The organism is Streptomyces pratensis, assembly GCF_037137275.1.
Classification (GTDB): domain Bacteria; phylum Actinomycetota; class Actinomycetes; order Streptomycetales; family Streptomycetaceae; genus Streptomyces; species Streptomyces pratensis_B.
Window position 1 is genome coordinate 194,202 of the sequence record NZ_JBBBEN010000052.1, and the last position, 26,126, is coordinate 220,327.

At 72.3% G+C, this 26,126-nt stretch carries 20 protein-coding genes; 14 read left to right on the forward strand and 6 right to left on the reverse strand.

Going from position 1 to position 26,126, the window contains the following annotated elements:
• Positions 1–125: 125 nt before the first annotated feature.
• A complete protein-coding gene (locus tag V9U70_RS03135; protein WP_336672869.1) occupies positions 126–1,337 on the reverse strand; it encodes a pyridoxal phosphate-dependent aminotransferase in 1,212 nt (403 codons plus the stop codon).
• A gap of 84 nt (positions 1,338–1,421) precedes the next feature.
• On the opposite strand from V9U70_RS03135, the gene V9U70_RS03140 reads away from it, so the two are divergent.
• Both V9U70_RS03140 and V9U70_RS03145 read left to right on the forward strand, forming a co-directional pair.
• A complete protein-coding gene (locus tag V9U70_RS03140) occupies positions 1,422–2,117 on the forward strand; it encodes a helix-turn-helix domain-containing protein (protein WP_336672870.1) in 696 nt (231 codons plus the stop codon).
• A gap of 92 nt (positions 2,118–2,209) precedes the next feature.
• Positions 2,210–2,872, forward strand: coding sequence for a nucleoside/nucleotide kinase family protein (locus V9U70_RS03145; RefSeq protein ID WP_336672871.1), 663 nt, complete (start codon positions 2,210–2,212; stop codon positions 2,870–2,872).
• Positions 2,873–2,968: 96 nt separating this feature from the next.
• On the opposite strand, the gene V9U70_RS03150 is transcribed toward V9U70_RS03145, so the two are convergent.
• The 3 genes from V9U70_RS03150 to V9U70_RS03160 all read right to left on the reverse strand — a co-directional run bounded on the left by V9U70_RS03150 (position 2,969) and on the right by V9U70_RS03160 (position 6,149).
• A complete protein-coding gene (locus V9U70_RS03150; protein WP_336672872.1) occupies positions 2,969–4,033 on the reverse strand; it encodes a carbohydrate kinase family protein in 1,065 nt (354 codons plus the stop codon).
• Positions 4,030–5,100, reverse strand: coding sequence for a pseudouridine-5'-phosphate glycosidase (locus tag V9U70_RS03155; protein WP_336672873.1), 1,071 nt, complete (start codon positions 5,098–5,100; stop codon positions 4,030–4,032). Before V9U70_RS03155 ends, V9U70_RS03150 begins: the two co-directional genes overlap by 4 nt.
• A gap of 176 nt (positions 5,101–5,276) precedes the next feature.
• A complete protein-coding gene (locus tag V9U70_RS03160; RefSeq protein ID WP_336672874.1) occupies positions 5,277–6,149 on the reverse strand; it encodes a glycerophosphodiester phosphodiesterase family protein in 873 nt (290 codons plus the stop codon).
• Positions 6,150–6,433: 284 nt separating this feature from the next.
• Between V9U70_RS03160 and V9U70_RS03165 the strand changes: the two genes are divergently transcribed.
• The 5 genes from V9U70_RS03165 (at position 6,434) to V9U70_RS03185 (ending at position 13,946) form a co-directional block, all read left to right on the forward strand.
• On the forward strand, positions 6,434–7,303 hold the full coding sequence (locus V9U70_RS03165) for an MHYT domain-containing protein (RefSeq protein WP_336672875.1): 870 nt from the start codon (positions 6,434–6,436) through the stop codon (positions 7,301–7,303).
• Positions 7,304–7,449: 146 nt separating this feature from the next.
• A complete protein-coding gene (gene uvrB, locus V9U70_RS03170) occupies positions 7,450–9,579 on the forward strand; it encodes an excinuclease ABC subunit UvrB (protein WP_336672876.1) in 2,130 nt (709 codons plus the stop codon).
• Positions 9,580–9,754: 175 nt separating this feature from the next.
• Complete coding sequence (locus V9U70_RS03175) at positions 9,755–10,333, forward strand: TerD family protein (RefSeq protein ID WP_336672877.1); 579 nt, start codon at positions 9,755–9,757, stop codon at positions 10,331–10,333.
• A gap of 311 nt (positions 10,334–10,644) precedes the next feature.
• Positions 10,645–12,687 carry a TerD family protein gene (locus tag V9U70_RS03180; protein ID WP_336672878.1) on the forward strand — a complete coding sequence of 681 codons (2,043 nt, stop codon included), beginning with the start codon at positions 10,645–10,647 and terminating at the stop codon, positions 12,685–12,687.
• Positions 12,688–12,935: 248 nt separating this feature from the next.
• Positions 12,936–13,946 (forward strand): TerC family protein, encoded by a 1,011-nt coding sequence (locus V9U70_RS03185; RefSeq protein WP_336672879.1) that lies wholly within the window; start codon positions 12,936–12,938, stop codon positions 13,944–13,946.
• A 204-nt stretch (positions 13,947–14,150) separates the two neighbouring features.
• Here V9U70_RS03185 and V9U70_RS03190 read toward each other — a convergent pair whose 3' ends face one another.
• Complete coding sequence (locus tag V9U70_RS03190; protein WP_336672880.1) at positions 14,151–14,807, reverse strand: MBL fold metallo-hydrolase; 657 nt, start codon at positions 14,805–14,807, stop codon at positions 14,151–14,153.
• Between the two features lie 10 nt (positions 14,808–14,817).
• A complete protein-coding gene (locus tag V9U70_RS03195) occupies positions 14,818–15,507 on the reverse strand; it encodes a maleylpyruvate isomerase family mycothiol-dependent enzyme (RefSeq protein WP_336672881.1) in 690 nt (229 codons plus the stop codon).
• A 174-nt stretch (positions 15,508–15,681) separates the two neighbouring features.
• On the opposite strand from V9U70_RS03195, the gene uvrA reads away from it, so the two are divergent.
• From uvrA to gap, 7 genes are all read left to right on the forward strand, one after another.
• On the forward strand, positions 15,682–18,759 hold the full coding sequence (gene uvrA, locus V9U70_RS03200) for an excinuclease ABC subunit UvrA (RefSeq protein ID WP_336672882.1): 3,078 nt from the start codon (positions 15,682–15,684) through the stop codon (positions 18,757–18,759).
• Between the two features lie 258 nt (positions 18,760–19,017).
• A complete protein-coding gene (locus V9U70_RS03205; protein WP_336672883.1) occupies positions 19,018–19,446 on the forward strand; it encodes a Rieske (2Fe-2S) protein in 429 nt (142 codons plus the stop codon).
• Positions 19,447–19,688: 242 nt separating this feature from the next.
• Positions 19,689–21,764 carry an excinuclease ABC subunit UvrC gene (gene uvrC / locus V9U70_RS03210; protein ID WP_336672884.1) on the forward strand — a complete coding sequence of 692 codons (2,076 nt, stop codon included), beginning with the start codon at positions 19,689–19,691 and terminating at the stop codon, positions 21,762–21,764.
• A gap of 122 nt (positions 21,765–21,886) precedes the next feature.
• The gene (gene rapZ / locus V9U70_RS03215; RefSeq protein WP_336672909.1) at positions 21,887–22,780 is read left to right on the forward strand and encodes an RNase adapter RapZ; all 894 of its coding nucleotides are present in this window, start codon (positions 21,887–21,889) and stop codon (positions 22,778–22,780) included.
• On the forward strand, positions 22,777–23,811 hold the full coding sequence (locus V9U70_RS03220; RefSeq protein WP_336672885.1) for a gluconeogenesis factor YvcK family protein: 1,035 nt from the start codon (positions 22,777–22,779) through the stop codon (positions 23,809–23,811). The genes rapZ and V9U70_RS03220 overlap by 4 nt, the downstream gene beginning before the upstream one ends.
• Positions 23,802–24,791 (forward strand): DNA-binding protein WhiA, encoded by a 990-nt coding sequence (gene whiA / locus V9U70_RS03225; protein WP_336672886.1) that lies wholly within the window; start codon positions 23,802–23,804, stop codon positions 24,789–24,791. Before V9U70_RS03220 ends, whiA begins: the two co-directional genes overlap by 10 nt.
• 261 nt (positions 24,792–25,052) lie before the next feature.
• Positions 25,053–26,063 (forward strand): type I glyceraldehyde-3-phosphate dehydrogenase, encoded by a 1,011-nt coding sequence (gap, locus tag V9U70_RS03230; protein ID WP_336672887.1) that lies wholly within the window; start codon positions 25,053–25,055, stop codon positions 26,061–26,063.
• Positions 26,064–26,126 lie beyond the last annotated feature (63 nt).

Consider the following 26,126-nt stretch of genomic DNA (forward strand, 5'->3'; position numbering starts at 1 on the left):
CCCCGTGGACGCTCGGTGAACCTGCGGCAGCAAGGTGGTGGGCACTGCGGGCGTCCGGCCGCCGCCAAGGGGTCGAGGGGCCACGCCGGGGGCCCGCTCCCGAGGCCGGGGCCGTGCGGTGCGGGTCACTGGCGGTACCCGCTCAGGAAGCGGCCGATGCGGCTGATCGCCGCGTCGAGGTCGTCCGCGTGCGGAAGCGTGAGGATGCGGAAGTGGTCCGGGCGGGGCCAGCTGAAGCCGGTGCCCTGGACCACCTGGATCTTCTCCCGCAGCAACAGGTCCAGCACGAACCTCTCGTCGTCGACGATCGGGTGCGCCTTGAGGTCGATGCGCGGGAACGCGTACAGCGCCCCCTTCGGCTTCACGCACGAGACCCCGGGAATCTCGTTCAGCCGCTCCCACGCCCGGTCGCGCTGCTCGTGCAGCCGTCCGCCCGGCGCGACCAGCTCGCGGATGGTCTGCCGCCCGCCCAGCGCGGCCTGGATGGCGTACTGGGCGGGGGCGTTGGGGCACAGCCGCATGGAGGCCAGCATGGTGAGGCCCTCCAGATAGCTGCGGGCGTGCTGCTGCGGGCCGGACACCACCATCCAGCCGGAGCGGAACCCGGCCACCCGGTACGTCTTCGACAACCCGCTGAACGTCAGGCAGACCAGGTCCGGGGCGAGGACGGCCGCACTGTGGTGCTCGGCGCCGTCGTACAGGATCTGGTCGTAGATCTCGTCGGCGAACACCATCAGCCCGTGCCTGCGGGCCAGGTCGAGGATGCCTTCGAGGACCTCGCGCGGATAGACCGCGCCGGTGGGGTTGTTGGGGTTGATGATCACCACGGCCCTGGTCCGGTCGGTGATCTTCGCCGCCATGTCGGCGAGGTCCGGGTTCCACTCCGAGGCCTCGTCGCAGACGTAGTGCACGGCCCGGCCGCCCGCGAGGGTGGTGACGGCTGTCCACAGGGGGAAGTCCGGGGCCGGGATCAGCACCTCGTCGCCGTCCTCCAACAGGGCCTGCACGGCCATGGAGATCAGCTCGGAGACCCCGTTGCCGAGGAAGACGTCGTCCACCCCGACCTCGGTCAGCCCCATGGCCTGGTAGCGCTGGGCCACCGCCCGCCGGGCTGTGAGGATGCCGCGCGAGTCGGTGTAGCCGTGCGCCCGCGGCAGCATCCGGATCATGTCCTGGACGATCTCCTCCGGCGCCTCGAAACCGAAGAGCGCCGGATTGCCGGTGTTGAGCCGGAGCACGCTGTGGCCCGCCTCCTCCAGGGCGTTGGCCTGCTCGATGACCGGGCCCCGGATCTCGTAACAGACCTCGTTGAGCTTGCTGGACTGCCGGAACTCCATGCGGTGCCTCCCGAGCCGATTGCGGTACTTGGTTTTACCAAGCTTGGACTTGGAATGTCCAACAACATGTCTAGACTGCGTCGCATGCCACGTCAGCAGCAGCCAGCAGCACGCCCCGCCCGCCGCCGGAGCTACGACCAGTTCTGCGCCACCGCCCGCGCCCTCGACTCCGTCGGCGACCGGTGGACCCTGCTTATCGTCCGTGAACTGCTGGGCGGGCCACGCCGGTACACGGACCTGCACGCCGACCTGCCCGGTGTCAGCACCGATGTGCTGGCCTCCCGCCTGAGGGACATGGAACAGGCGGGGCTGGCCGTGCGCCGCAGGCTTCCGCCCCCGGCCGCGGCATCGGTGTACGAGCTGACCGAGCGCGGCCGCGGGCTCCTGCCCGTCCTGACCGTCCTCGCCGACTGGGGCGTCCCCGCCCTGGCCGAACGGCGCCCCACCGACGCGGTGCGGGCCCACTGGTTCGCCCTGCCGCTGCTGCGCGCCCTGTCGGGGCTCACCCAGGAGGGCGTCCTGGAAGTCCGACTCGACGAAGGCGAGTTCCACGTGCGCACGGGCGGGCCCGCCACGCGGAGCGCCGAGGCGGACGGGCCGCCGTCCCCCGATGTGTACGGGTACGGGCCGGCCGCCTGCCCCGATGCCCGCATCACCCTGGACGCCGCACTGTGCCTGGAGCTGGCGCGGGGGACGGTGACGCTCACGGAAGCGGTGGAGGACGGTCGGGTCCAGGTGTCCGGCGAGAGCCCGCTCGCCACCGGGCTGCGAGGCCTTTGACGACGCGGCCCCCACCGTCCGACGGCTCCGCTCCCGCCCCGCCCCGCCGGGCGGGAGCGCCCCACGCCGCTGCGGGGATGGATGATGGAGGGGTGCGACTCGAAGCGATCACCTGGGAGCGGCTGGCCGGTGAACTCGCCCGGCACGGCGACGGGCTGTCCGCCGCCGACGGCGGACTCCGGCTCGCGCTCGGCATCGACGGCGCTCCGGCCGCCCGCACCGGTGAACTCGCCGAGCGCCTGGCCCAGGAGCTGAGAGTGCGCGGCCGGGCGGTGCTCGTGGTGTCCACGGAGGGCTTCCTGCGCCCGGCGAGCCTGCGGTTCGAATACGGCAAGCGCGATCCGGACGCGTACGCCGACAGCTGGTTCGACACCGGGGCGCTCTGGCGTGAGGTGTTCGGACCGCTGGAGGCGGGCGGTTCCGGCCGGGTGCTGCCCGACCTCTGGGACCCCGCGACCGACCGGGCCACCCGCACGCCGTACCACCCGCTGCCGGAGGGCGGGGTCGTCATCGTGCACGGCCCGTTCCTGCTGGGGCACTGGTTCCCGTTGGCGCTGAGCGTCCATCTCAGCCTGTCGCCGGGGGCGTTGCGGCGACGTACGGAGGAGGCGGAGCAGTGGACCCTGCCCGCGTTCGCCCGGTACGAGGACGAGGTGGCGCCCGCCGACCGGGCGGACGTGGTCGTACGGGCGGACGACCCGTCACGCCCCGCCTGGTCGGGGCTGCCGGGGGCGGGCGGTCCCCGCAGACCGTGACGGCCGGCCGCGGGGGAGGCGGCGGCTGTCTGGGCGTGCTCCCGCTCGGCGGAGGCGTCGCCGGTGAGGCCGGTGCCGGCGGCCGAGGAGTGGGGGTCAGGCCGGGTGGCCGGCGTCGGGGGCTCCGGGGCAGGTGCGCGGCCGCCAAGGAGCGCGGGCCGTGCCTGCCGGGGGCGGTCGACGTTCGCGTGTCGGGCGCGGCGGCTCGGGCCGGGGCTCACGTGTCGGTCCGGGGGCCGGCGGCGGGAGGCTGCCGGGCGGAGGCCGGCCGCCCACCGTGGTCACGGCCGTCGCCGCCGCCCGGCAGCCCAGGGCCGCGGCGGTCGCGTGGTCGGCCCCGGCGAGCAGGGCGGCGAGCAGCCCGCCGGTGAACGCGTCGCCCGCGCCCGTCGAGTCGACCGGCTCGGTGACCGGCAGGGCGGGGACGCGGCAGGTCACAGAGCCCCCGGCGGCCAGCACAGCCCCCCGCGCCCCGGCCGTCACGGCGACCCGCGGGAAGCGCCGGCTCAACGCGGCGGCCGCGGCCTCCGGTTCGGACAACCCGGTGAGCAGCCGCGCCTCGTCCTGGTTCGGCAGCAGCAGCTCCGCGCCCCCGACGAAGTCCAGGAACCGCCCAGGGCCCAGCTCGGCGAGGAACCCGGCCGACGCCGGGTCCACGCTCACCGGAACACCCCTTTCCACGGCGGTGCGCAGGGCTCGGAGAGCCGTGGCGCGGCTCGTCGCGGCGAACAGGAGGTACCCGGAGATGTGCAGCCGCCCGACGCCGTCGAGCATCGAGGGCGAGAAGTCCTCGACGGCGAGCCGCGGCGCCGCCCCGCTGTCGGTGAGGAACGTCCGCTCGGCGGCCGCGTCCACCAGGGCGATGACGGTCGCCGTCGGCACGTCCCGGTCCACCGCCAGGAGGGCCCGCACCCCCGCACGCTCCAACGCCTCCCGGTGCCACTCGGCGGACTCCGCCCCGGCCCGGGCGAGCAGCCGCACGTCCGCGCACCCGCACAGCGCCGCCCAGCACGCGACATTGGCCCCCGCACCGCCCGGCAGGGTCCGAATCCGTGCCGCGGTGTCCGTCCCGTGGGCGAGCGCTGAGGCGTGCCGTGCCACCACGTCGGTGACCACGTCCCCCAGGACCAGCAACCCGCCGCCCGAGCCAGGGCGGCTCACCGTACGGCCGCCGCGACGGCGATCCGGGCCGCGAGGCGTACGTTCGCGCGTACGGCCGCGAGGTTCGCCTCCAGCGACGCGCCCGCGGTCCGCTGTGCCAGCCGGTCCAGCAGGAACGGCGTGACGTCCTGCCCGAAGACGCCGCGCTCCCGGCACGCGCCGAGCGCCTCGGCGAGCACCCGGTCGTGCAGCGCGGGATTCAACTGCTCCTGTTCCGGGACGGGGTTGGCGACGATCAGCGCCGCCTGGGGGCCGCCCAGCGCGTCCTTCGCCCGCATCACCGCCGCCACCTCCTCCGGGCTGTTCACCGTCCAGTCGACCGGTTCGCCGGAGCTGTGCAGATAGAAGCCGGGGAAGTGCGCGGTGCGGTAGCCGACGATGCCGACGCCGAGGGTCTCCAGCCGCTGAAGGGTCGCCGGGACGTCGAGGATCGACTTCACGCCCGCGCAGACCACCGTGATCCCGGTCTGGGCGAGCAGCCGCAGGTCGGCCGATTCGTCCTGGTCGTGGACCCACTCCCGGTGGACGCCGCCGAGCCCGCCCGTGGCGAAGACGCGCAGCCCCGCCCGTGCGGCCAGGAAGGCCGTCGCGGAGACCGTCGTCGCCCCGCTCGCACCGGCGGCGAGCGCGGGAGCGAGATCGCGGTGGCCCAGTTTCCGTACCCCCCGGTCCTCGGCGATCCGCCGCACCTGTGCCCCGTCCAGACCGACCCGGGCCCGCCCGTCGAGGACGGCGACGGTGGCCGGTACGGCGCCGAGGGAGCGGACGATCCCCTCCAGCTCCAGGGCGACGGCGAGGTTCCGGGGGCGCGGCAGACCGTGCGCGATGATCGTCGACTCCAGCGCCACGACGGGCAGCCGGGCGTCGAGGGCGGCGCGTACCTCCGCCGAGAGCACCGGCCCGCCACAGCCGCGCTCCGCCGTGCCGTTCGGCGCTTCGTCGGCCGTCCCGGCCCCGGGGCTGTCAGCAGGCCCGGCGGCCGGGCCGCTCGTGGTACTCCCGGCCATGGCGCGGGGCTCGGTGGCGTCCCGGTCCGCAGGGCGCTGTTCCGGTGGGTTCTGTGGCATGCCTCATCCCTGTCGCGGGCCGGGCGGAAGCAAACCACGGGCCAAGGCCCTCCGGCCGGTCCTGGCCTCGGATCGGCCGGAACCGGTCGCCGGGGTGAGGGGCCATGACGACGCGCGGCCTCGCCCCTGTCCCGAGGCGGGCGCCGCCCGGTCCGCGTCCTTCGAGGCGTGCCCGCTCAGCTGGTCGCGTCGCGCACCACGTCGGGGTAGTCGGTGATGATGCCGTCGACCCCGTACGCCTGGGCCTTCGCCGCCTTCGCCGCGTCGTTGACGGTCCAGGTGTTGACGCGCAGGCGCTTGCCGTGCGGCCCCTTGAGCCGCTGCACGGCCGCCACGTAGTCGGCGCCGATCGTCGCGTACGAGGGGTTGATCTGATCGGTGAACGCGGCGTACGCGGGCAGGTCGGCCACCGCGGGAGTGCCCAGGTAGCCGGTCGTGATGTCGGGGCGCAGGGCGTGGATCGTCTTCAGGCTGTCGGCGCCGAAGCTCTGGACGACCAGCCGGCTCCGCACGTGGGAGCGGTCCAGCCACCCCTTCTCGCGCAGCACGCCGACGATGTCCCGCTCGATGCCCGGGTAGGTCTTGGGACTCTTGATCTCCAGGAGCAGCTTCTGCCGGTTGCGCTCCAGGCGGTCCAGGAACTGGGCGAGCGTCGGCACCCGCGCGCCGGCGAACTGCTTTCCGAACCAACTGCCCGCGTCCAGTCGCGCCAGCTCCGCCGCGGTGAAGTCCTTGACCGCCCACGGCGCGCGGTCGGGAAAGACCTGCTCGACGTCCGTGGTGCGCTTCAGACCCGTGTCGTGCAGCACGACGAGTACACCGTCGCGGGTGCGCTGGACGTCGTTCTCCACCCACTCGACGCCGAGCGCGTCCGCCGCGTCGACGGCGGCGAGCGTGTTCTCCGGCGCGTAGCCCGACGCCCCGCGGTGGGCCACGACGGCCGGGCTCTCCCGCTGGTCGGACGCCTGGGGCTGGGCGGCGGGCAGCAACAGGGCGCCGGCGCCGAGCAGGGCGGCGGCGGTGGAGGTGGTTGCGGTGCGTACGAACACGGAGACTCCTCGCATCGGAGTGTGCGGACACGCCGAGACTGGCAGCGGCCGGCCAACGCCGGGCGGGGAGGCGGTGGCCGTGGCATGAACGGAACGTCCGGGCCGGAGCCCCACCGGAGCGCACCCCTCGGCGGGCCCCGGCGCACGCCGTCGGAGCGCGCCGGAGCACACCAGGAGGCCGGGGCGGGGACCGTGCCGATAAAATGCACTTCCGCAATCTGCCTGCCGGGACCCGCCCCACGAGGGACTCCCTCTGCCCCGGGCTCTGGGAAGGGAGTGCCAGCATGCAGGGAACAGTCGACGGATTCACCTACGGTCTGGTGACCCCGGTCGCCGCTTTTCTCATGGCCTGCCTGGGGGCCGCCCTCGGACTTCGCTGCATCACCAGGTCCCTGTCCACGCCACGCTCCTTCAAGGCTGTCTGGCTGGCACTCGGCGCACTGTCCATCGGCTTCGGCGTCTGGACCGTGCACTTCGTGGCCATGACGGGCTTCACCGTCGCGGAGGCGCCGTTCGCCTACGACATGCCTCTCACCTTCGCCGGCCTCGTCATGGCCGTCGGCATGGTCGGCATCGGCGTCTTCATTGTCGGCTACCGGGGCCCGACCCGCATGGCACTGATCACCGGGGGCTCCGTCACCGGCCTGGGTGTCGCCTCGATGCACTACCTCGGCATGGCGGGCATGCGCATGCAGGGGTATTTCACGTACGACCTCCTCGGCGTGGTCCTCTCCGCGCTGGTCCCCGCGATCGCCGCCACGGTCGCCCTGTGGGCCGCCGTCGCCGTCCGCGGCCTTCTCGCCAGCCTCGGCGCGAGCGTCGTGATGGCCGTCGCGGTGACCGGGATGCACTACACCGGCATGGACGCCCTGAACGTGCACCTCCACCCCGCCGCGTCCACCGTCGTCGACGGCGGCCATGGCGGGGTGGGCGGCGGCCACACCTTCGCGGAGGGCGCCGGCTCGGTCGCCCCGATCGTGCCGATGCTGATCGGGCCCGCCTGCTTCCTGCTGCTGGCCGCCGTGGCGGTCCTGATCCGCCGAGGAACCGGGACGGGCGCAGCGGGCCCGCGCCACCGGGAGCACGACCGGGCGGATGGCCGACGGCTCCGGACGGACGGCCGGCAGGCCTGGGCGGACGGCCGGCGGCCCTGAGCGCCGCCCGGCCGCGGCCTGGCCCCCGCGGCGTACCGGACCGCAACGGGCGCGAGAAGGGACGAAAGGCGGTCCGCGGGAGCGCCGGGACCTGCCGGTGCCCCTGATCCGAGGCCGTTGTCAGTGGGGAGCCGTACGGTGGATGCATGCGGCCCGTTTCCAAGATCGAACGTTCGGTGGCGCCCTTCGAGGTCGTCAGTCCCTACCAGCCCAGCGGCGACCAGCCCGCGGCCATCGCCGAGCTGGAGCGGCGTATTCGCGCCGATGAGAAGGACGTCGTCCTGCTCGGCGCCACCGGCACGGGCAAGTCGGCGACCACGGCCTGGATGATCGAGAAGTTGCAGCGCCCCACCCTGGTCATGGCGCCGAACAAGACGCTCGCCGCCCAGCTCGCCAACGAGTTCCGCGAGCTCCTCCCGAACAACGCCGTCGAGTATTTCGTCTCGTACTACGACTACTACCAGCCCGAGGCGTATGTCCCGCAGTCGGACACCTACATCGAGAAGGACTCCTCCATCAACGAGGAGGTCGAGAGGCTGCGCCACTCCGCGACGAATTCCCTGCTCACCCGGCGCGACGTCGTCGTGGTCGCCTCGGTCTCCTGCATCTACGGCCTCGGCACGCCCCAGGAGTACGTGGACCGCATGGTCCAGCTCAAGGTCGGCGACGAGGTCGACCGGGACCAGCTGCTGCGCCGCTTCGTCGAGATGCAGTACGCCCGCAACGACCTCGCGTTCACCCGGGGCACCTTCCGGGTCCGCGGCGACACCATCGAGATCTTCCCGGTCTACGAGGAGCTCGCCGTCCGCATCGAGATGTTCGGCGACGAGATCGAGGCCCTGTCCACGCTCCACCCGCTGACCGGCGAGGTCATCAGCGAGGACGAGAGCCTCTACGTCTTCCCCGCCAGCCACTACGTCGCCGGCCCCGAGCGCCTGCAGAAGGCCGTCGGCGGGATCGAGCGGGAGCTGGAACAGCGGCTGGCAGAGCTGGAGAAGCAGGGCAAGATGCTGGAGGCGCAGCGGCTGCGCATGCGCACGACGTACGACATCGAGATGCTCCACCAGATCGGCACCTGCTCCGGTGTGGAGAACTACTCGATGCACTTCGACGACCGCGCCCCCGGCACCGCGCCCAACACCCTCCTCGACTACTTCCCGGAGGACTTCCTGCTCGTCCTGGACGAGTCCCACGTCACCGTTCCGCAGATCGGGGCGATGTACGAGGGCGACGCCTCCCGCAAGCGGACCCTCGTCGACCACGGCTTCCGGCTGCCCTCCGCCATGGACAACCGGCCGCTGAAGTGGGAGGAGTTCCTGAAGCGGATCGACCAGACGGTCTACCTCTCCGCGACCCCGGGGAAGTACGAGCTCTCGCGCGGCGACGGCTTCGTGGAACAGATCATCCGCCCCACCGGCCTGGTCGACCCCGAGGTCGTGGTCAAGCCCACCGAGGGCCAGATCGACGATCTGGTGCACGAGATCCGCAAGCGCACCGAGCGCGACGAGCGCGTCCTGGTCACCACCCTCACCAAGAAGATGTCGGAGGACCTCACCGACTACTTCCTGGAGCTCGGCATCCAGGTCCGCTATCTGCACAGCGACGTCGACACCCTGCGCCGCATCGAGCTGCTGCGCGAGCTGCGCTCCGGCGAGTACGACGTGCTGGTCGGCATCAACCTCCTGCGCGAGGGTCTGGACCTCCCCGAGGTCTCCCTGGTGGCCATCCTCGACGCCGACAAGCAGGGCTTCCTGCGCTCCGGCACCTCTCTCATCCAGACCATCGGCCGCGCCGCCCGAAACGTGTCGGGCCAGGTCCACATGTACGCCGACAAGATCACGCCCGCCATGGCGCAGGCGATCGACGAGACGAACCGTCGCCGCGAGAAGCAGATCGCGTACAACACCGAGCGCGGCATCGACCCGCAGCCGCTGCGCAAGAAGATCAACGACATCGTCGCGACCATCGCCCGCGAGGAGGTCGACACCGAGCAGCTTCTCGGCACCGGCTTCCGCCAGGGCAAGGAGGCCAAGACCCCCGTCCCCGCCCTCGGCGGCAGCGCGGCGAAGGGCGGGGCCAAGGGCCGGGCCGCCTCGCCCGGCGCCGTCGTGAGCGACCGGCCCGCGACCGAGCTGGCCGGGATCATCGAGGAGATGACCGAGCGGATGCGGGCCGCCGCCGCCGACCTGCAGTTCGAGGTGGCCGCGCGGTTGCGCGACGAGGTCGGCGAACTGAAGAAGGAGCTGCGCCAGATGAAGGAGGCGGGCCTCGCCTGACCCCGCCGCCGGGGGCGGGGGGACGGCTCCGACCCACCGGTGGCGGCGCGCCGGAGGTGTGTTGCAAGACCGACACAAAAGGGGGCCGGGCCTGCTGCCGCCCCGAGGCGCGTGCATAGGGTGCGGGGAATCCGCACACGGACGGTTGCGGGGCAATGCCGAGAGGGGACAGCGCGTGACGGTCAACATGACCAAGGGTCAGGCCATCAGCCTGCAGAAGAGCGACGGGGGGACCCTGACCGCGGTACGGATGGGGCTCGGCTGGCAGGCGGCGCCGCGCCGCGGCCTTTTCGGCTCGCGCACCCGGGAGATCGACCTGGACGCCTCGGCGGTGCTCTTCGCCGACAAGCAGCCGGTCGACGTCGTGTTCTTCCGCCATCTCGTCAGCGACGACGGCTCGGTCAAGCACACCGGCGACAACCTGGTCGGCGGTGCCGGCTCCGGTGGGGACGACGAGGCGATCCTCGTCGACCTCCAGCGCGTGCCGGTCCACATCGACCAGATCGTCTTCACGGTGAACTCCTTCACCGGTCAGACGTTCCAGGAGGTGCGCCACGCCTTCTGCCGCATCGTGGACGAGTCCAACGGCCAGGAGCTCGCCCGGTACACGCTGGACGGCGGCGGCCAGTACACGGCCCAGATCATGGCGAAGGTGCACCGCGCGGGCGGCGGATGGCAGATGACGGCCCTCGGGAACCCGGCCAACGGGCGCACCTTCCAGGACCTGATGCCGTCCATCCTCCCGCACCTGTAGGCGGAGTCGGCCGCCGCCGGCAGCCGGGCCCGTCCGGCCTGCCCCTGGCCGGGGCCCGCCCGGACCGGCCCCGGCGCCGGCTCGGTCCCGGTGCCGGGAAGAGCGGGTCCCGGGGGAGCGCGGCGGTGGGCCGCCCCGGGTGCACGGGGCACCGCGGCCGCACGGGTGCCGAGGCCGGCCAGCACTTCGCCGCGGTACGGACGCACCGCGGCGAACACACCGGGCGCGGCACCGCGCGCACGCGGCGCCGTGGGGCGCCGCACGGCCCACGCCCGCAGGCGCGGGCCATCGTCGAGGGGGAGGGCACGGCAATGACGGCCGAACTGGTCCGGGGGCAGAACCACGCCTTGCCCCTGACCCGACTGGAGATCCGGGTCTCCGCGGGCACGCCCGTCATGGCCGGGGCCACCCTCGGTGACGAGCACGGCAGGGTGCGGGGCGTCGAGTGGGTCGCCCACCCCGGCTGCCCCCGGCTTCCCGGACTCAAGGTCTCCCAGCAGGCCGCGGCCGACCACCGGATCGCCGTGGACCTGGAGGCCCTGCCCGCCGGAGCGCACCGGGTCACCGTGCTGTTCGCCCTGCTGCCGGGGATCGGCGGCCCGGCCCGGTTCGGAGCCGTCCCCGCGCCCTTCGTCGCCGTCACCGGGCTCGACGGCGACGAGATCGCCACCTTCACCCTGACCGGTCTCGACGTCGAGTCCGCGGTCAGCGCCCTGGAGCTCTACCGCCGCCAGGGCGGCTGGAAGGTCCGCGCCGTCGGCCAGGGGTACGCGGCGGGGCTGGCCGAGATGCTCGCCGACCAGGGCCTGGCCGAAGCCGCCGCCCTGGCCGGGGCCGTCCACGAGGCCCTCGCCCGTGGCGGGGTGCGCTCCGTCGTCGCGTCTCCACCGCGGCCCCGGACCCCGGAGGACGACCGCGTACGGCGTGCCCCGGGCCATCGGGCACCCGCCGCCGGCCCCCCGGGCGGCCCGGCTCCCAGGGACTGCCCGGCCCCCGCCCCGTCTCCGGCGCCGGCGTCCGTGCCGCTTCCACCCCCGGCGTCGCCCGCCGGGGCGGGACCGGCGGACGACGGCCGAGCGCCCTCCACCCCCGGCTCCGCCGGCCCGGCCCCCGGCCCCGTCGGCGGGCCCGTCGACTACGCACATCCGCTCCGGCGGCGCACGCCCCCTGCGCCCCCGCCCGCCGCACCCACCGCCCGGGTCGCCCGATCCGAAGAGGCCGCCCCGCCGGTGGCCGGGGACGCCACGGGCTGGACGATGGACGAGCGCCTCTACAACCAGGTCCGGGGCATGTTCGAGGACCTGGCACGGGCCGTCGCGGCCTACCGCAGCGCGGCGGACTTCGCCGAGTCCCGGATGAGCCGGGAGCTCGACCGGGCCCTGTCCGATCCGCGCGACCGGATGGGGAGCGCTGGCGACCGTGCCCGCGAGGAGGCCCGCGCCCGGCGCGACGAACTGACGTCCCGCGCCCGGGAGGTCCTCGACCGCGACCTCGGCCGCCTGGCCGCCGAAGCGGCCGTCGTCGAGCCGGCGCTCCCCGCCGCGTACGCGGGCTGGGACAACGCCGTCTGGCACGCCCACCGGACACCGCTGGAGGGGCCGATGGCCCTGCGTCTCGGCGACCTCCACCTGCCCGAGCGCGCCGACCTGCGGGTCCCCTTGCTGGTCCGGCTGCCGCTGGAACGCGGGATCTGGGTGGACAGCGGCCGGACGGGGCTGGAGGCCGCCGCTGTGACGGACCCGGACCGGTTGCGCCGACTGGCCGTGGAGAGCGCGGTCGCCCATGCCGCCCGGCTGCTCGCGGTGTATCCGCCGGGTGAGTTCGCGGTGCACGTCATCGACGCGGCGGGCGCGGCGGCCGCGTCGCTCGCCCCGCTCGTCGGCGCGGGCGTCCTGGCCGCCCCACCGGCTGCCGGGCCCGGGGGAGTGGCCTCGGTCCTGGCCCGCCTCACCCGGCGGGTGGACCTGGTGCAGATGGCGGCCCGGGCCGGGGCGGCCGACTCGCTCCCGCCGGACCTGGACACCGGCGAGCAGCTCCTCGTGGTCAACGACTTCCCGCACGGCTTCGACGACCGGGCCGTCACCCAGCTGCGTTATCTCGCCGACGAGGGGCCCGCGGCCGGGGTCCACCTCCTGATGGTCGCGGACCGGGACGACGCGCGTGCGTACGGGCCGGTGCTCGACCCCCTGTGGCGTTCGCTGCTGCGGCTCACCCCGGTCGCCGACAGCCACCTCGCGGACCCCTGGGTCGGGCACGCCTGGACGTACGAGCCGCTGACGGTCCCCCCGGGCAGCGGTGTGCTGGAGCGGGTGCTCGCCCAGGTGGCCGCTGCCCGCCGGGCCGGGGGCCGTTGACGGCCGGACCGCCCCCGACCGCGCCCACCTGGGGATTTGGTGCGCGCTTTACTCGACTCTTTACCTTTTCTTGGTAATGCCTGTAGTGTTCGTGCAACGGAGGGGAGTACTCCTTACGCGACGTCCCGTCAATACGGACCTTCACCGGTCCCGGGGCGTCGGCCCAGGCATGTACATGTGCATGGGTGGAAGAGACCTCCGGCAGCGACGACGCTGATCAGTAGCCGTAGCGAACTGCCGGAGGCGCAGTGGACGTTTCATGGACCCTTTGGGTGCTGACCATTCTCGGTCTGTCAGCCCTGATCGCCGTCGACTTCTTCATCGGGCGCAAGCCCCATGACGTGTCGACCAAGGAAGCCGGGATCTGGACGGTCGTCTGGATCGCGCTGGCGGTCATCTTCGGCATCGGCCTGCTGGTCTTCGGCGAGACCAAGGCCTCCGGCGAGTTCTTCGCCGGTTTCATCACCGAGAAGTCACTGAGCGTCGACAACCTCTTCGTCTTCGTTCTGATCATGGCGAAGTTCTCGGTGCCCTCCCACCTCCAGCAGCGAGTGCTGCTCATCGGCGTGCTCATCGCCCTGGTTCTCCGGGCGATCTTCATCGCCGCCGGCGCCGCCGTGATCGCGAACTTCTCCTGGGTGTTCTACATCTTCGGCGCGTTCCTGATCTACACCGCCTGGAAGCTCATCCAGGAGGCGCGGGCCGACGAGGAGGAAGAGGAGTTCGAGGAGAACCGCCTCCTCAAGTCGATCGAGCACCGCTTCGGCGTCGCGGACAAGTACCACGGCACGAAGCTCTTCATCCAGAACAACGGCAAGCGCGTCCTGACCCCGCTCATGGTGGTCATGCTCGCCATCGGCACCACCGACGTGCTGTTCGCGCTGGACTCGATCCCGGCGATCTTCGGCCTGACCCAGGACCCGTACATCGTCTTCACGGCCAACGCGTTCGCGTTGATGGGTCTGCGCCAGCTGTACTTCCTCATCGGCGGTCTGCTGAAGAAGCTGGTCCACCTCAGCTACGGCCTGTCCGTGATCCTCGGCTTCATCGGCGTCAAGCTGGTGCTGCACGCCCTGCACGAGTCCGGGGTGCACGTGCCCGAGATCTCCATTCCGTTCTCCCTCTCCGTCATCTGCGGCGTCCTGGTGATCACGACGGTCACCAGCCTCATCGCCAGCAAGAAGCAGGCGGCGGCCGAGGCCGGGGAGACGAAGACGGCGGGCTCGGCCGACGAGGAGAGCAAGAGCATCAGCGGCTGACCCCCGGCCGCCAGGGGCGGCGCAGGGCGATACCGGCAACGGCCGGGGTGGGATCGGCGAAAGCCGCCCGCCCCGGCCGTTGTGCACGGTCCGGACGGCGAGTGGGGGACACGGCGCTAAGGAGGCCAGGGGCGTCCGAGGGCCGCCCCGGCCGGGGACGGCGACCGCCCGGCCCCCGCCCGCCGCGTGTTCCGCCCGCGGCGGCTACCAGCCGCGGGCGCGCCACTCCGGCAGACGGGGCCGCTCGGCGCCGAGCGTCGTGTCATTCCCGTGGCCCGGGTAGACCCAGGTCTCGTCGGGCAGCCGGTCGAACAGCTTCGTCTCGACGTCGTGCAGGAGGCTCGCGAAGGCCTCGGGGTCCTGCCAGGTGTTCCCCACGCCGCCGGGGAAGAGGCAGTCCCCGGTGAACACGTGCGGGGCGCCGTGCGGGTCGTCGTAGACCAGGGCGATGGAGCCCGGGGTGTGGCCGGTCAGACGGCGCGCGGTCAGCTCGACCCGGCCCACCGTGATGGTGTCGCCGTCCTCGACGGGGACGTCGGTGGGGACCGGGATGCCCTCGGCGTCGTACCGGCCGGCGTACGTCCGGGCTCCGGTGGCCGCGACCACCTCTCCCAGCGCCTGCCAGTGGTCCCCGTGCCGGTGGGTGGTGACGACGGAGGCGATGCCGTCGTCACCGATCAGCGCGAGCAGGGTCTCGGGCTCGGCGGCCGCGTCGATCAGCAGCTGCTCGCCGGTGGCCCGGCACCGCAGCAGGTAGGCGTTGTTGTCCGTCCCGCCGACGGCGACCTTGGAGATCATCAGGTCCGTCAGCTCGTGCACGCTCGCCGGTCCGCCTGCCTTCACCGCTCCGCTGTACGTCATGTGGCCCAGCCTATAGCGGCGGCAGGGCGGGGAGCGGGCCTCCGGCGGCCGTCAGAGCGGAGCCGTCACGGCGGCCGGCGAGCCAGCCGAGCAGATCGGCGGCCGTCCCCTGCACCGTCACCAGGGCGCTCGGCGGGCCGCCGCCCGTGCTCCAGGTGCGGCCGTCCTCGTCGGTCAGCGCGGTGGCGGGCACGTCCGGATGCCCGGTGAAACGCTCGGCGAGGAAGTCGATCTCCCGGGGCACGAATGACCCGGGCAGATCCTCCAGCTCGTAGCCCACGTCGAGATCGACGTGGTGCAGCTCCACCTCGACCAGGCGGCGGAAGGGGACCCGGGAGGCGGAGTCTGTCACCCCGTTGCGCAGGGCGACGGTACGGGACCAGTCGGCCGGCTCCGCGGCGGTCGAGAGGAAGCGACCCGTGCTGTCCCGCAGGTCGGCGAGGTGCTCGTCCAGCGGTCGCGCGCTGCCCCGGGCGATGTCGTCCTCCCGGCTTTCGCTGTTCGCGTACATCGGGAGCCCTCGGAGAACATTTTCGAGCGCTTCGGCGTTACGTGACAGGTGGGCCATGATGTGGCCCCGGCTCCATCCGGGCAGCCGTGACGGTTCGAGGACCGCGGCGTTGTCCAGTTCGGCGGCTGCGTCGAGCAGTCGTTCGGTCGCATCGCGTACAGCTTCCAGGTCGTGCGCGTGATCCATCATGCGGCTGAGCCTAGCTTCGCCACCCATTCGGGTGAAGGAGTCCCAGGGCGGCCGGAAATCGAATGTGCGTGCTATACGCTCGGAGTCGAAAGCCTTCTACATCGCTGTGGCACCCCCCATACCCTGGGACGGGGGCTCAGTTCCCCCGCTCTCTCTAGAAAGGTGCGGACCGGCGTGGCCGACCGTCTCATCGTCCGTGGCGCGCGCGAGCACAACCTGAAGAACGTCTCGCTCGACCTGCCCCGCGACTCCCTCATCGTCTTCACCGGGCTCTCCGGGTCGGGCAAGTCGTCCCTCGCGTTCGACACGATCTTCGCCGAGGGGCAGCGCCGCTACGTGGAGTCGCTCTCCTCGTACGCCCGGCAGTTCCTCGGCCAGATGGACAAGCCGGACGTGGACTTCATCGAGGGGCTCTCCCCCGCGGTCTCCATCGACCAGAAGTCGACCTCGCGCAACCCGCGCTCGACGGTCGGCACCATCACGGAGGTCTACGACTACCTCAGGCTGCTCTTCGCCCGGATCGGAAAGCCGCACTGCCCCGAGTGCCGGCGCCCCATCTCCCGCCAGTCGCCGCAGGCCATCGTCGACCGGGTCCTCGGTCTCCCCGAGGGCAGCCGTTTCCAGGTCCTCTCGCCGCTGGTGCGCGAGCGCAAGGGCGAGTTCGTCGACCTCTTCGCCGACCTCCAGACCAAGGGGTACAGCCGGGCCAGGGTCGACGGCGTCACTGCCCAGCTCTCCGAGCCCCCCGCGCTCAAGAAGCAGGAGAAGCACACCATCGAGGTGGTCGTCGACCGCCTCACCGTCAAGGACAGCGCCAAGCGCCGGCTGACCGACTCGGTCGAGACGGCGCTCGGTCTCTCCGGCGGCATGGTCGTACTCGACTTCGTCGACCTCCCCGAGGACGACCCCGAGCGCGAGCGGATGTTCTCCGAGCACCTCTACTGCCCGTACGACGACCTCTCCTTCGAGGAGCTGGAACCGCGCTCCTTCTCCTTCAACTCGCCCTTCGGCGCCTGCCCCGACTGCACGGGCATCGGGACGCGCATGGAGGTCGACCCGGAGCTGATCGTTCCGGACGAGGAGAAGTCCCTCGACGAGGGCGCGATCCACCCCTGGTCGCACGGCCACACCAAGGAGTACTTCGGGCGGTTGATCGGGGCGCTCTCCGAAGCGCTCGGCTTCCGCACGGACATCCCCTGGGCCGGTCTGCCGCAGCGGGCCAGGAAGGCTCTGCTCTTCGGCCACAAGATCCAGACCGAGGTGCGCTACCGCAACCGGTACGGGCGGGAGCGCGCCTACACCACCCCCGCGTTCGAGGGCGCGGTCCAGTTCGTGAAGCGGCGCCACACCGAGGCCGAGAGCGACTCCAGCCGGGAGCGCTTCGAGGGCTACATGCGCGAGGTGCCCTGCCCGACCTGTGAGGGCACCCGGCTCAAGCCGATCGTGCTCGCGGTGACGGTGATGGAGAAGTCCATCGCCGAGGTCTCCGCGATGTCGATCAGCGAGTGCGCCGAGTTCCTGGGCCGGCTCACGCTGAACGCCCGCGACAAGAAGATCGCCGAGCGGGTCCTCAAGGAGGTCAACGAGCGGCTGAGGTTCCTCGTCGACGTCGGTCTGGACTACCTCTCGTTGAACCGCGCGGCCGGCACCCTGTCCGGCGGCGAAGCCCAGCGCATCCGGCTGGCGACACAGATCGGCTCCGGTCTCGTCGGCGTGCTGTACGTCCTGGACGAGCCGTCCATCGGTCTGCACCAGCGCGACAACCACCGCCTCATCGAGACCCTGGTCAGGCTCCGCGACATGGGCAACACGCTCATCGTCGTCGAGCACGACGAGGACACCATCAAGGTCGCCGACTGGGTCGTCGACATCGGCCCCGGCGCCGGCGAGCACGGTGGCGAGGTCGTCCACTCCGGCTCGCTCAAGGAGCTGCTGGCCAACAAGGAGTCGATCACCGGCCAGTACCTCTCGGGCAAGCGGGCGATCCCGACCCCCGACGCCCGGCGCCCGGTCGACCCGGCCCGCAGCCTCACCGTGCACGGCGCCCGGGAGAACAACCTCCAGGACATCGACGTCTCCTTCCCGCTCGGCGTCCTCACCGCCGTCACGGGCGTCTCGGGCTCCGGCAAGTCGACCCTGGTCAACGACATCCTCTACACCCACCTGGCCCGCGAGCTGAACGGCGCCAAGTCGGTCCCCGGCCGGCACACCCGGGTCGACGGGGACGACCTCGTCGACAAGGTGGTCCACGTCGACCAGTCGCCGATCGGCCGTACGCCCCGGTCGAACCCGGCCACGTACACCGGGGTCTTCGACCATGTCCGCCGGCTGTTCGCCGAGACGATGGAGGCGAAGGTGCGCGGCTACCTGCCGGGCCGCTTCTCCTTCAACGTCAAGGGCGGTCGTTGCGAGAACTGCTCCGGCGACGGCACGATCAAGATCGAGATGAACTTCCTGCCCGACGTGTACGTCCCGTGCGAGGTCTGCCACGGAGCGCGCTACAACCGGGAGACGCTGGAGGTCCACTACAAGGGCAAGTCCATCGCCGAGGTGCTGGACATGCCGATCGAGGAGGGCCTGGAGTTCTTCGAGGCCGTCCCGACGATCGCCCGCCACCTCCGGACGCTCAACGAGGTGGGCCTGGGGTACGTGCGGCTCGGGCAGTCCGCGCCGACCCTCTCCGGCGGTGAGGCGCAGCGCGTCAAGCTGGCGAGCGAGCTCCAGAAGCGCTCCACCGGCCGCACGGTCTACGTCCTGGACGAACCGACCACCGGTCTGCACTTCGAGGACATCAGCAAGCTGATCACCGTGCTCTCCGGCCTGGTCGACAAGGGGAACTCGGTGATCGTCATCGAGCACAACCTGGATGTCATCAAGACCGCTGACTGGGTCGTCGACATGGGCCCCGAGGGGGGCAGCGGCGGCGGTCTGGTCGTCGCGGAGGGGACCCCGGAGCAGGTCGCCTCGGTCCCCGCCAGCCACACCGGCAAGTTCCTCCAGTCCATCCTGGACGCGGACCGGATCAGCGAGGCCGCCGTGCCCTCGGGACGGGGGGCGGGCCGCAAGACGGCCGCGCGCCGGACAGCCCCGGCGAAGAAGGCGGTGGCGAAGAAGACAGCGGCGAAGAAGGCGACGGCGACGGAGGCCACCGCCACGAAGGCCGCGGCCACGAAGGAGGCGGCGACCAAGGCGGAGACCGGTTCCGCCAGGACGGTCGCCGCGAAGAAGGCCACCCGCGCCCGCAGGAGCTGAGAGCGGGACGCCCGGCGCCTCACGGTCCGGGCGCCCCGCCGACGGGCCGAGTGCCCAGCTCCCTCACGGCGGGGGCCCCGCGGTCAGGGCCCCCGCCGTGAGGGGGCGGCACGCGGCTCCTGCGGCCGGGCCAGGGCCCGGCCCGGCCGCAGGCCCTCCGTTCCCCGCCGGTATCGTCGCTTCTGTCACCGGCCCGTACGGCCGCCCGGTCTGTCCGGCGGCCCCGGCCCGCCCCGAACGACGACCCGTGGAGTCCGCATGCCCGGCCTGCCCGCCGCCCGACGTACCGTGCTGAAGGGTGCCGCGCTCGCCGGCGCCGCCGGGCTGGGAGCGGCCGCCTGCTCGACCGAGTCCAAGCTCGGTCATGCCAAGAGCCCCCTTCCGACCGCGCCCGTGGACCTCGGAGCCGCGGCGGAGGTGCCCGTCGGCGGAGCCAAGCTCTACCGGGAGCAGCGCCTCGTCGTCGTCTGTCCGGCCGCGGGCGAGTACAAGGCCTTCAGCGCCCAGTGCACCCACGGCGGCTGCGTCCTGGACAAGGTCGAGGGCACCGAGGGTCACTGCCCGTGCCACGGCAGCCGCTTCGACATGACCACCGGCAAGCCGGTGAAGGGCCCGGCCACCGTGCCGCTGCCCGCCGTCCCGCTCACCGCCGAAGGCGGAAAGCTGGTCGCGGGCTCCGACGCCTGACAACCCGCTGCCCCGGGCCCCGTCGCCCGCGGACGCCGAAGCCGGAGCAGTGCTCGCCCCGGACCTGTGCGGCGCCGCCGCCGCACGCCGCCGGGCCCGCCGCAGGGGCGAGGACCCTGCCGGGGAGGTCGGAGCGGGCCCTGCCGCCCGTGCTCCGGGGCGCGGAACACCCCACCGCTCCCCGGAGCGCGGCACCGGCGGAGGACGACGTGCTGTCACTGCCCGCAAGTAGGGTGTGAGACATGGCAGACCCCTCCAGCTACCGCCCCAGGCCGGGACAGATCCCCGACTCCCCGGGGGTCTACAAGTTCCGTGACGAGCACCGCCGGGTGATCTACGTCGGCAAGGCCAAGAACCTCCGCCAGCGCCTGGCCAGCTATTTCCAGGACCTCGCCGGGCTCCACCCGCGTACGCGCACGATGGTCACGACCGCCGCCTCCGTCGAGTGGACGGTCGTCTCCACCGAGGTCGAGGCGCTCCAGCTGGAGTACTCCTGGATCAAGGAGTTCGACCCCCGGTTCAACGTCAAGTACCGCGACGACAAGAGCTACCCCTACCTCGCGGTGACGCTGAACGAGGAGTTCCCCCGCGTCCAGGTCATGCGCGGGGCCAAGAAGAAGGGCGTGCGCTACTTCGGCCCGTACGGCCACGCCTGGGCGATCCGCGAGACGGTCGACCTGATGCTGCGCGTCTTCCCCGTCCGCACCTGCTCCGCCGGCGTCTTCAAGAACGCCGAGCGCACCGGCCGCCCCTGCCTCCTCGGCTACATCGGCAAGTGCTCGGCCCCCTGCGTGGGCCGGGTCGACCCGGAGGAGCACCGGGAGCTGGCCGAGGACTTCTGCGACTTCATGGCCGGGCGCACCGGCGCCTACATCCGCCGCCTGGAGAAGGACATGACGCGGGCTGCCGAGGAGATGGAGTACGAGCGGGCCGCCCGTCTCCGCGACGACGCCGAGGCCCTCAAGCGGGCCATGGAGAAGAGCGCCGTCGTCCTCGCGGACGCCACCGACGCCGACCTGATCGCCGTCGCGGAGGACGAGCTGGAGGCCGCACTCCAGATCTTCCACGTGCGCGGCGGCCGGGTCCGGGGCCAGCGCGGCTGGGTCACCGACAAGGTCGAGGCCGTCGACACCTCCGGCCTCGTCGAGCACGCCCTCCAGCAGCTGTACGGCGAGGAGCGCGGCGACGCCGTGCCCAAGGAGGTCCTGGTCCCGGCCCTCCCGGAGGACACCGACGCGGTCTCCCAGTGGCTCGCCGAGCGCCGCGGCTCGCAGGTCAGCCTGCGCATCCCGCAGCGCGGCGACAAGAAGGACCTCATGGCCACGGTCCAGCGCAACGCCCAGCAGGCGCTCGGACTGCACAAGACCAAGCGCGCCTCCGACCTGACCACCCGCTCCCGCGCGCTGGAGGAGATCGCCGTGGCGCTGGGTCTGGACAGCGTCCCGCTGCGCATCGAGTGCTACGACGTCTCGCACCTCCAGGGCGACGACGTGGTGGCCTCCATGGTGGTCTTCGAGGACGGCCTCGCCCGCAAGAGCGAGTACCGCCGCTTCCAGATCAAGGGCTTCGAGGGCCAGGACGACGTCCGCTCGATGCACGAGGTGATCGGCCGCCGGTTCAAGCGCTACCTCCAGGACAAGGAGCGCACGGGGGAGTGGGGGGAGGCCCCCGGCCCGTCCCCGGACGCTCCCGGGCGCCCCTCGGCCCCCGCGCCCACCGGCCCCGTGCCCGCCCCGCTCCCCGCGGCGGGCGCTCCGGGCGAGGCGGGCGAGCCCCGCGAGGACGACGGCCGGCCCAAACGGTTCGCCTACCCTCCGCAGCTCGTCGTGGTCGACGGCGGGCAGCCTCAGGTAGCCGCCGCGAAGCGCGCCCTGGACGAGCTGGGGATCGACGACATCGCCGTCTGCGGCCTGGCCAAGAGGCTGGAAGAGGTCTGGCTCCCCGAGGACGACGACCCGGTCGTCCTGCCCCGTACGAGCGAGGGCCTCTACCTCCTCCAGCGCGTGCGGGACGAGGCCCACCGCTTCGCCATCGCCTACCAGCGCGCCAAGCGGGCCAAGCGGCTCCGCCGCAGCCCGCTGGACGACGTGGCCGGACTCGGCGAGACCCGCAAGCAGGCGCTGATCAAGCACTTCGGTTCCGTGAAGAAGCTCCGGCAGGCGACCCTCGACGAGCTCTGCGAGGTCCCCGGAATAGGGCGCAGGACGGCGGAGTCGGTGGCCGCGGCCCTCGTCTCCACCGCTCCCGCGGCACCGGCCGTGAACACGGCCACAGGAGAGATCATCGAAGATGAGGAAGACGACGGGGGCGCCTCATGACCGAGAAGGCCCACGACAGCGCACCGGGCCCCGACGACACCGGAGCCGGGGCGCACGGCACGACGGCCGAGAACGACCGGAACCACCCCCGCACCGACCGAGCAGACGGAGCAGCAGACGTGATGACGAACACCCCCATCGAGACGGGTGAGGCGGCGATCCCCGAGCTGGTGATCATCTCCGGCATGTCCGGCGCCGGGCGCAGCACCGCCGCCAAGTGCCTGGAGGACCTGGGCTGGTTCGTCGTGGACAACCTGCCTCCCGCGCTCATCCCCACCATGGTGGAGCTCGGCGCCCGCTCCCAGGGCAACGTGGCCCGGATCGCCGTCGTCGTCGACGTGCGCGGCCGGCGCTTCTTCGACAACCTCCGTGAATCCCTGGCCGACCTGGAGGCCAAGCACGTCACCCGGCGGATCGTCTTCCTGGAGTCCTCCGACGACGCCCTGGTGCGCCGCTTCGAGTCCGTCCGCCGCCCGCACCCGCTCCAGGGCGACGGCCGCATCGTCGACGGCATCGCGGCCGAGCGCGATCTCCTGCGCGAGCTGCGCGGCGACGCCGACCTGGTCATCGACACCTCCAGCCTCAACGTGCACGAGCTGCGGGCCAAGATGGACGCCCAGTTCGCGGGCGAGTCGGAGCCGGAGCTGCGCGCCACGGTGATGTCCTTCGGCTACAAGTACGGCCTGCCCGTCGACGCCGACCTCGTCGTCGACTGCCGCTTCCTGCCCAACCCCCACTGGGTCCCCGAGCTGCGCCCCTTCACCGGCCTGAACGAGGAGGTGTCGGACTACGTCTTCGACCAGCCGGGCGCCAAGGAGTTCCTCAACCAGTACACGGAGCTGCTCCAGCTGATCGCCGCCGGATACCGCCGCGAGGGCAAGCGGTACGTCACCATCGCGGTCGGCTGCACGGGCGGCAAGCACCGCTCGGTCGCCATGTCGGAGAAGCTCTCGGCCCGGCTCGCCGGCGAGGGCGTCGAGACCGTCCTCGTCCACCGGGACATGGGGCGCGAGTGACCGGACGCAATCTGCGGATGCGGCGCCTGAGCCGCGCCACCTCGGCGCTCTCCGGCCGCAAGCGCGGTGCTCAGCCCAAGGTCGTCGCCCTCGGCGGCGGCATGGGCCTCTCGGCGTCCCTGACGGCGCTGCGCCGGATCACCGGCGACCTCACGGCCGTGGTCACCGTCGCCGACGACGGCGGCTCCAGCGGCCGGCTGCGCGAGGAGCTGGGCGTCCTGCCGCCCGGCGACCTGCGCAAGGCGCTCGCCGCGCTGTGCGGCGACGACGACTGGGGCCGCACCTGGTCCCGGGTCATCCAGCACCGGTTCGAGTCCAAGGGCGACCTGCACGAACACGCGGTCGGCAATCTGCTGATCGTGGCGCTCTGGGAGCAGCTGGGCGACCACGTCCAGGCCCTCGACCTGGTCGGCAAGCTGCTCGGCGCGCACGGGCGGGTACTGCCGATGTCGGCCGTCCCGCTGGAGCTCCAGGCGCTGGTGCGGGGCCACGACCCCGAGCTGCCCGACGCGATCGTCACCGTGCGCGGGCAGGCCACGGTGGCGCTCACCCCGGGCGAGGTGCAGTCCGTGCACGTCGTGCCGCCCGACCCGCCGGCCGTCCCGGAAGCCGTCGAGGCGGTCCTGGACGCCGACTGGGTGGTGCTCGGGCCCGGCTCCTGGTTCTCCTCCGTGATCCCGCACCTGCTCGTCCCGGATCTGCTCGACGCCCTGGTCACCACGAAGGCCCGTAAGGTCCTCTCGCTGAACCTCGCCCCGCAGCCCGGGGAAACAGAAGGCTTCTCACCGCAGCGTCATGTGGAGGTTTTGGGACGACACGCACCTAAACTCGCCTTGGACGTGGTGCTGGCCGATGAGGCCGCCGTGCCCGACCGCGAGTCCCTCGTCGATGCCGCCAGGCGGCTCGGAGCCGCGGTCGAGCTGGCGCCGGTGGCATCGCCCGACGGCGTTCCGGTCCATGATCAGGAGCTGTTGGCCGCCGCGTACGACCGTATTTTTCGGATGCATGGAAGGATCGGCCCATGGCGATGACGCCAGCGGTGAAGGACGAAATCTCTCGGCTTCCCGTCACTCGGACCTGCTGCAGGAAAGCAGAGGTCTCGGCGATTCTTCGGTTCGCGGGCGGGCTGCACCTGGTGAGCGGCCGGATCGTGATCGAGGCCGAGCTGGACACCGGCAACGCGGCCCGCCGCCTCAAGCGCGACATCCTGGAGATCTTCGGGCACAGCTCGGAGCTGATCGTGATGGCCCCGGGCGGGCTGCGCCGGGGCTCGCGCTTCGTCGTACGCGTGGTGGCGGGCGGCGACCAGCTGGCCCGCCAGACCGGTCTGGTGGACGGCCGCGGCCGCCCCATCCGCGGACTGCCCCCGCAGGTGGTCTCGGGGGCCACCTGCGACGCGGAGGCGGCCTGGCGCGGAGCGTTCCTCGCTCACGGCTCGCTCACCGAGCCCGGCCGCTCCTCCTCGCTGGAGGTCACCTGCCCCGGGCCGGAGGCCGCGCTCGCCCTCGTCGGCGCGGCGCGCCGGCTCTCCATCGCGGCCAAGGCCCGTGAGGTGCGGGGGGTGGACCGGGTCGTCGTCCGGGACGGTGACGCGATCGGTGCCCTGCTGACCCGCCTCGGCGCCCACGACGCGGTGCTCGCCTGGGAGGAGCGGCGGATGCGGCGCGAGGTCCGCGCCACGGCCAACCGGCTCGCCAACTTCGACGACGCGAACCTGCGCCGCTCGGCCCGCGCGGCGGTCGCCGCCGGGGCCCGGGTGGGGCGCGCACTGGAGATCCTCGGCGAGGAGGTGCCCGAGCACCTCGCCGCCGCCGGCCGGCTGCGCATGGAGCACAAGCAGGCCTCGCTGGAGGAGCTGGGCGCCCTCGCCGACCCGCCGCTGACCAAGGACGCGGTCGCGGGCCGAATCCGCCGCCTGCTGGCGATGGCCGACAAGAGGGCCCAGGACATGGGCATCCCGGGGACGGAGTCGACCCTCAGCGAGGAGCTCGCCGACGGCCTGGTCGGCTGACTCGGCGGCACGCGTGGGGCGTTGGCCCCCTGCCGCCGGGACCCTCGTCCGACAGCGGTGGGACCGCGTACCCGCCGGGCGGAGCGGAGGCCCGTACTCCTACTGGCGAGTACGGGCCTCGCGGCGTATTCCGGTGGCGTGTACGGGCCCTCTCGATGTCACCTCAGCGCCCTCGGAGAGGTAGGGTCGGAAGCGGTCGGGGACATCCCTATACATCTCGCCGGCGTCGAAAACCGGCGTACCTAACGAGGAGATCGGTTCGTGACGATCCGCGTAGGCATCAACGGCTTCGGCCGCATCGGCCGCAACTACTTCCGCGCGCTGCTGGAGCAGGGTGCGGACATCGAGATCGTGGCTGTCAACGACCTGGGTGACACTGCGACCACGGCCCACCTGCTGAAGTACGACACCGTCATGGGTCGTCTCAAGGCAGAGGTCAGCCACACCGCCGACACCATCACCGTCGATGGTCACACGGTCAAGGTGCTCTCCGAGCGCAACCCGGCCGACATCCCCTGGGGTGAGCTGGGCGTCGACATCGTCATCGAGTCGACCGGCATCTTCACCAAGAAGGCCGACGCCGAGAAGCACATCACCGGCGGCGCCAAGAAGGTCCTCATCTCGGCTCCGGCCAAGGGCGAGGACATCACCATCGTGATGGGCGTCAACCAGGACAAGTACGACGCGGCCAGCCACCACGTCATCTCCAACGCCTCCTGCACCACCAACTGCGTGGCGCCGATGGCCAAGGTCCTCGACGAGAACTTCGGCATCGTCAAGGGTCTGATGACGACGGTCCACGCGTACACCAACGACCAGCGGATTCTGGACTTCCCGCACTCGGACCTGCGTCGCGCCCGCGCCGCCGCCGAGAACATCATCCCCACCACCACGGGCGCCGCCAAGGCCACGGCCCTGGTCCTCCCGCAGCTCAAGGACAAGCTCGACGGCATCGCGATGCGCGTCCCGGTCCCGACCGGCTCCGCCACCGACCTGGTCGTGACGCTGTCCCGCGAGGTCACCAAGGACGAGGTCAACGCCGCGTTCAAGAAGGCGTCCGACGACGGCGACCTCAAGGGCTTCCTGACGTACACCGAGGACCCGATCGTCTCCTCGGACATCGTCGGCGACCCGTCGTCCTGCACCTTCGACGCCTCCCTGACGATGGTTCAGGAGGGCAACTCGGTGAAGATCCTCGGCTGGTACGACAACGAGTGGGGCTACTCCAACCGCCTCGTCGACCTCACGGTCTTCGTCGGCGAGCAGCTCTGAATCCTCGGATCGCGGGCAACACGTCGTGAGTAAGGGGCTCGACCGGCGCAGCGCGGCGCCGGT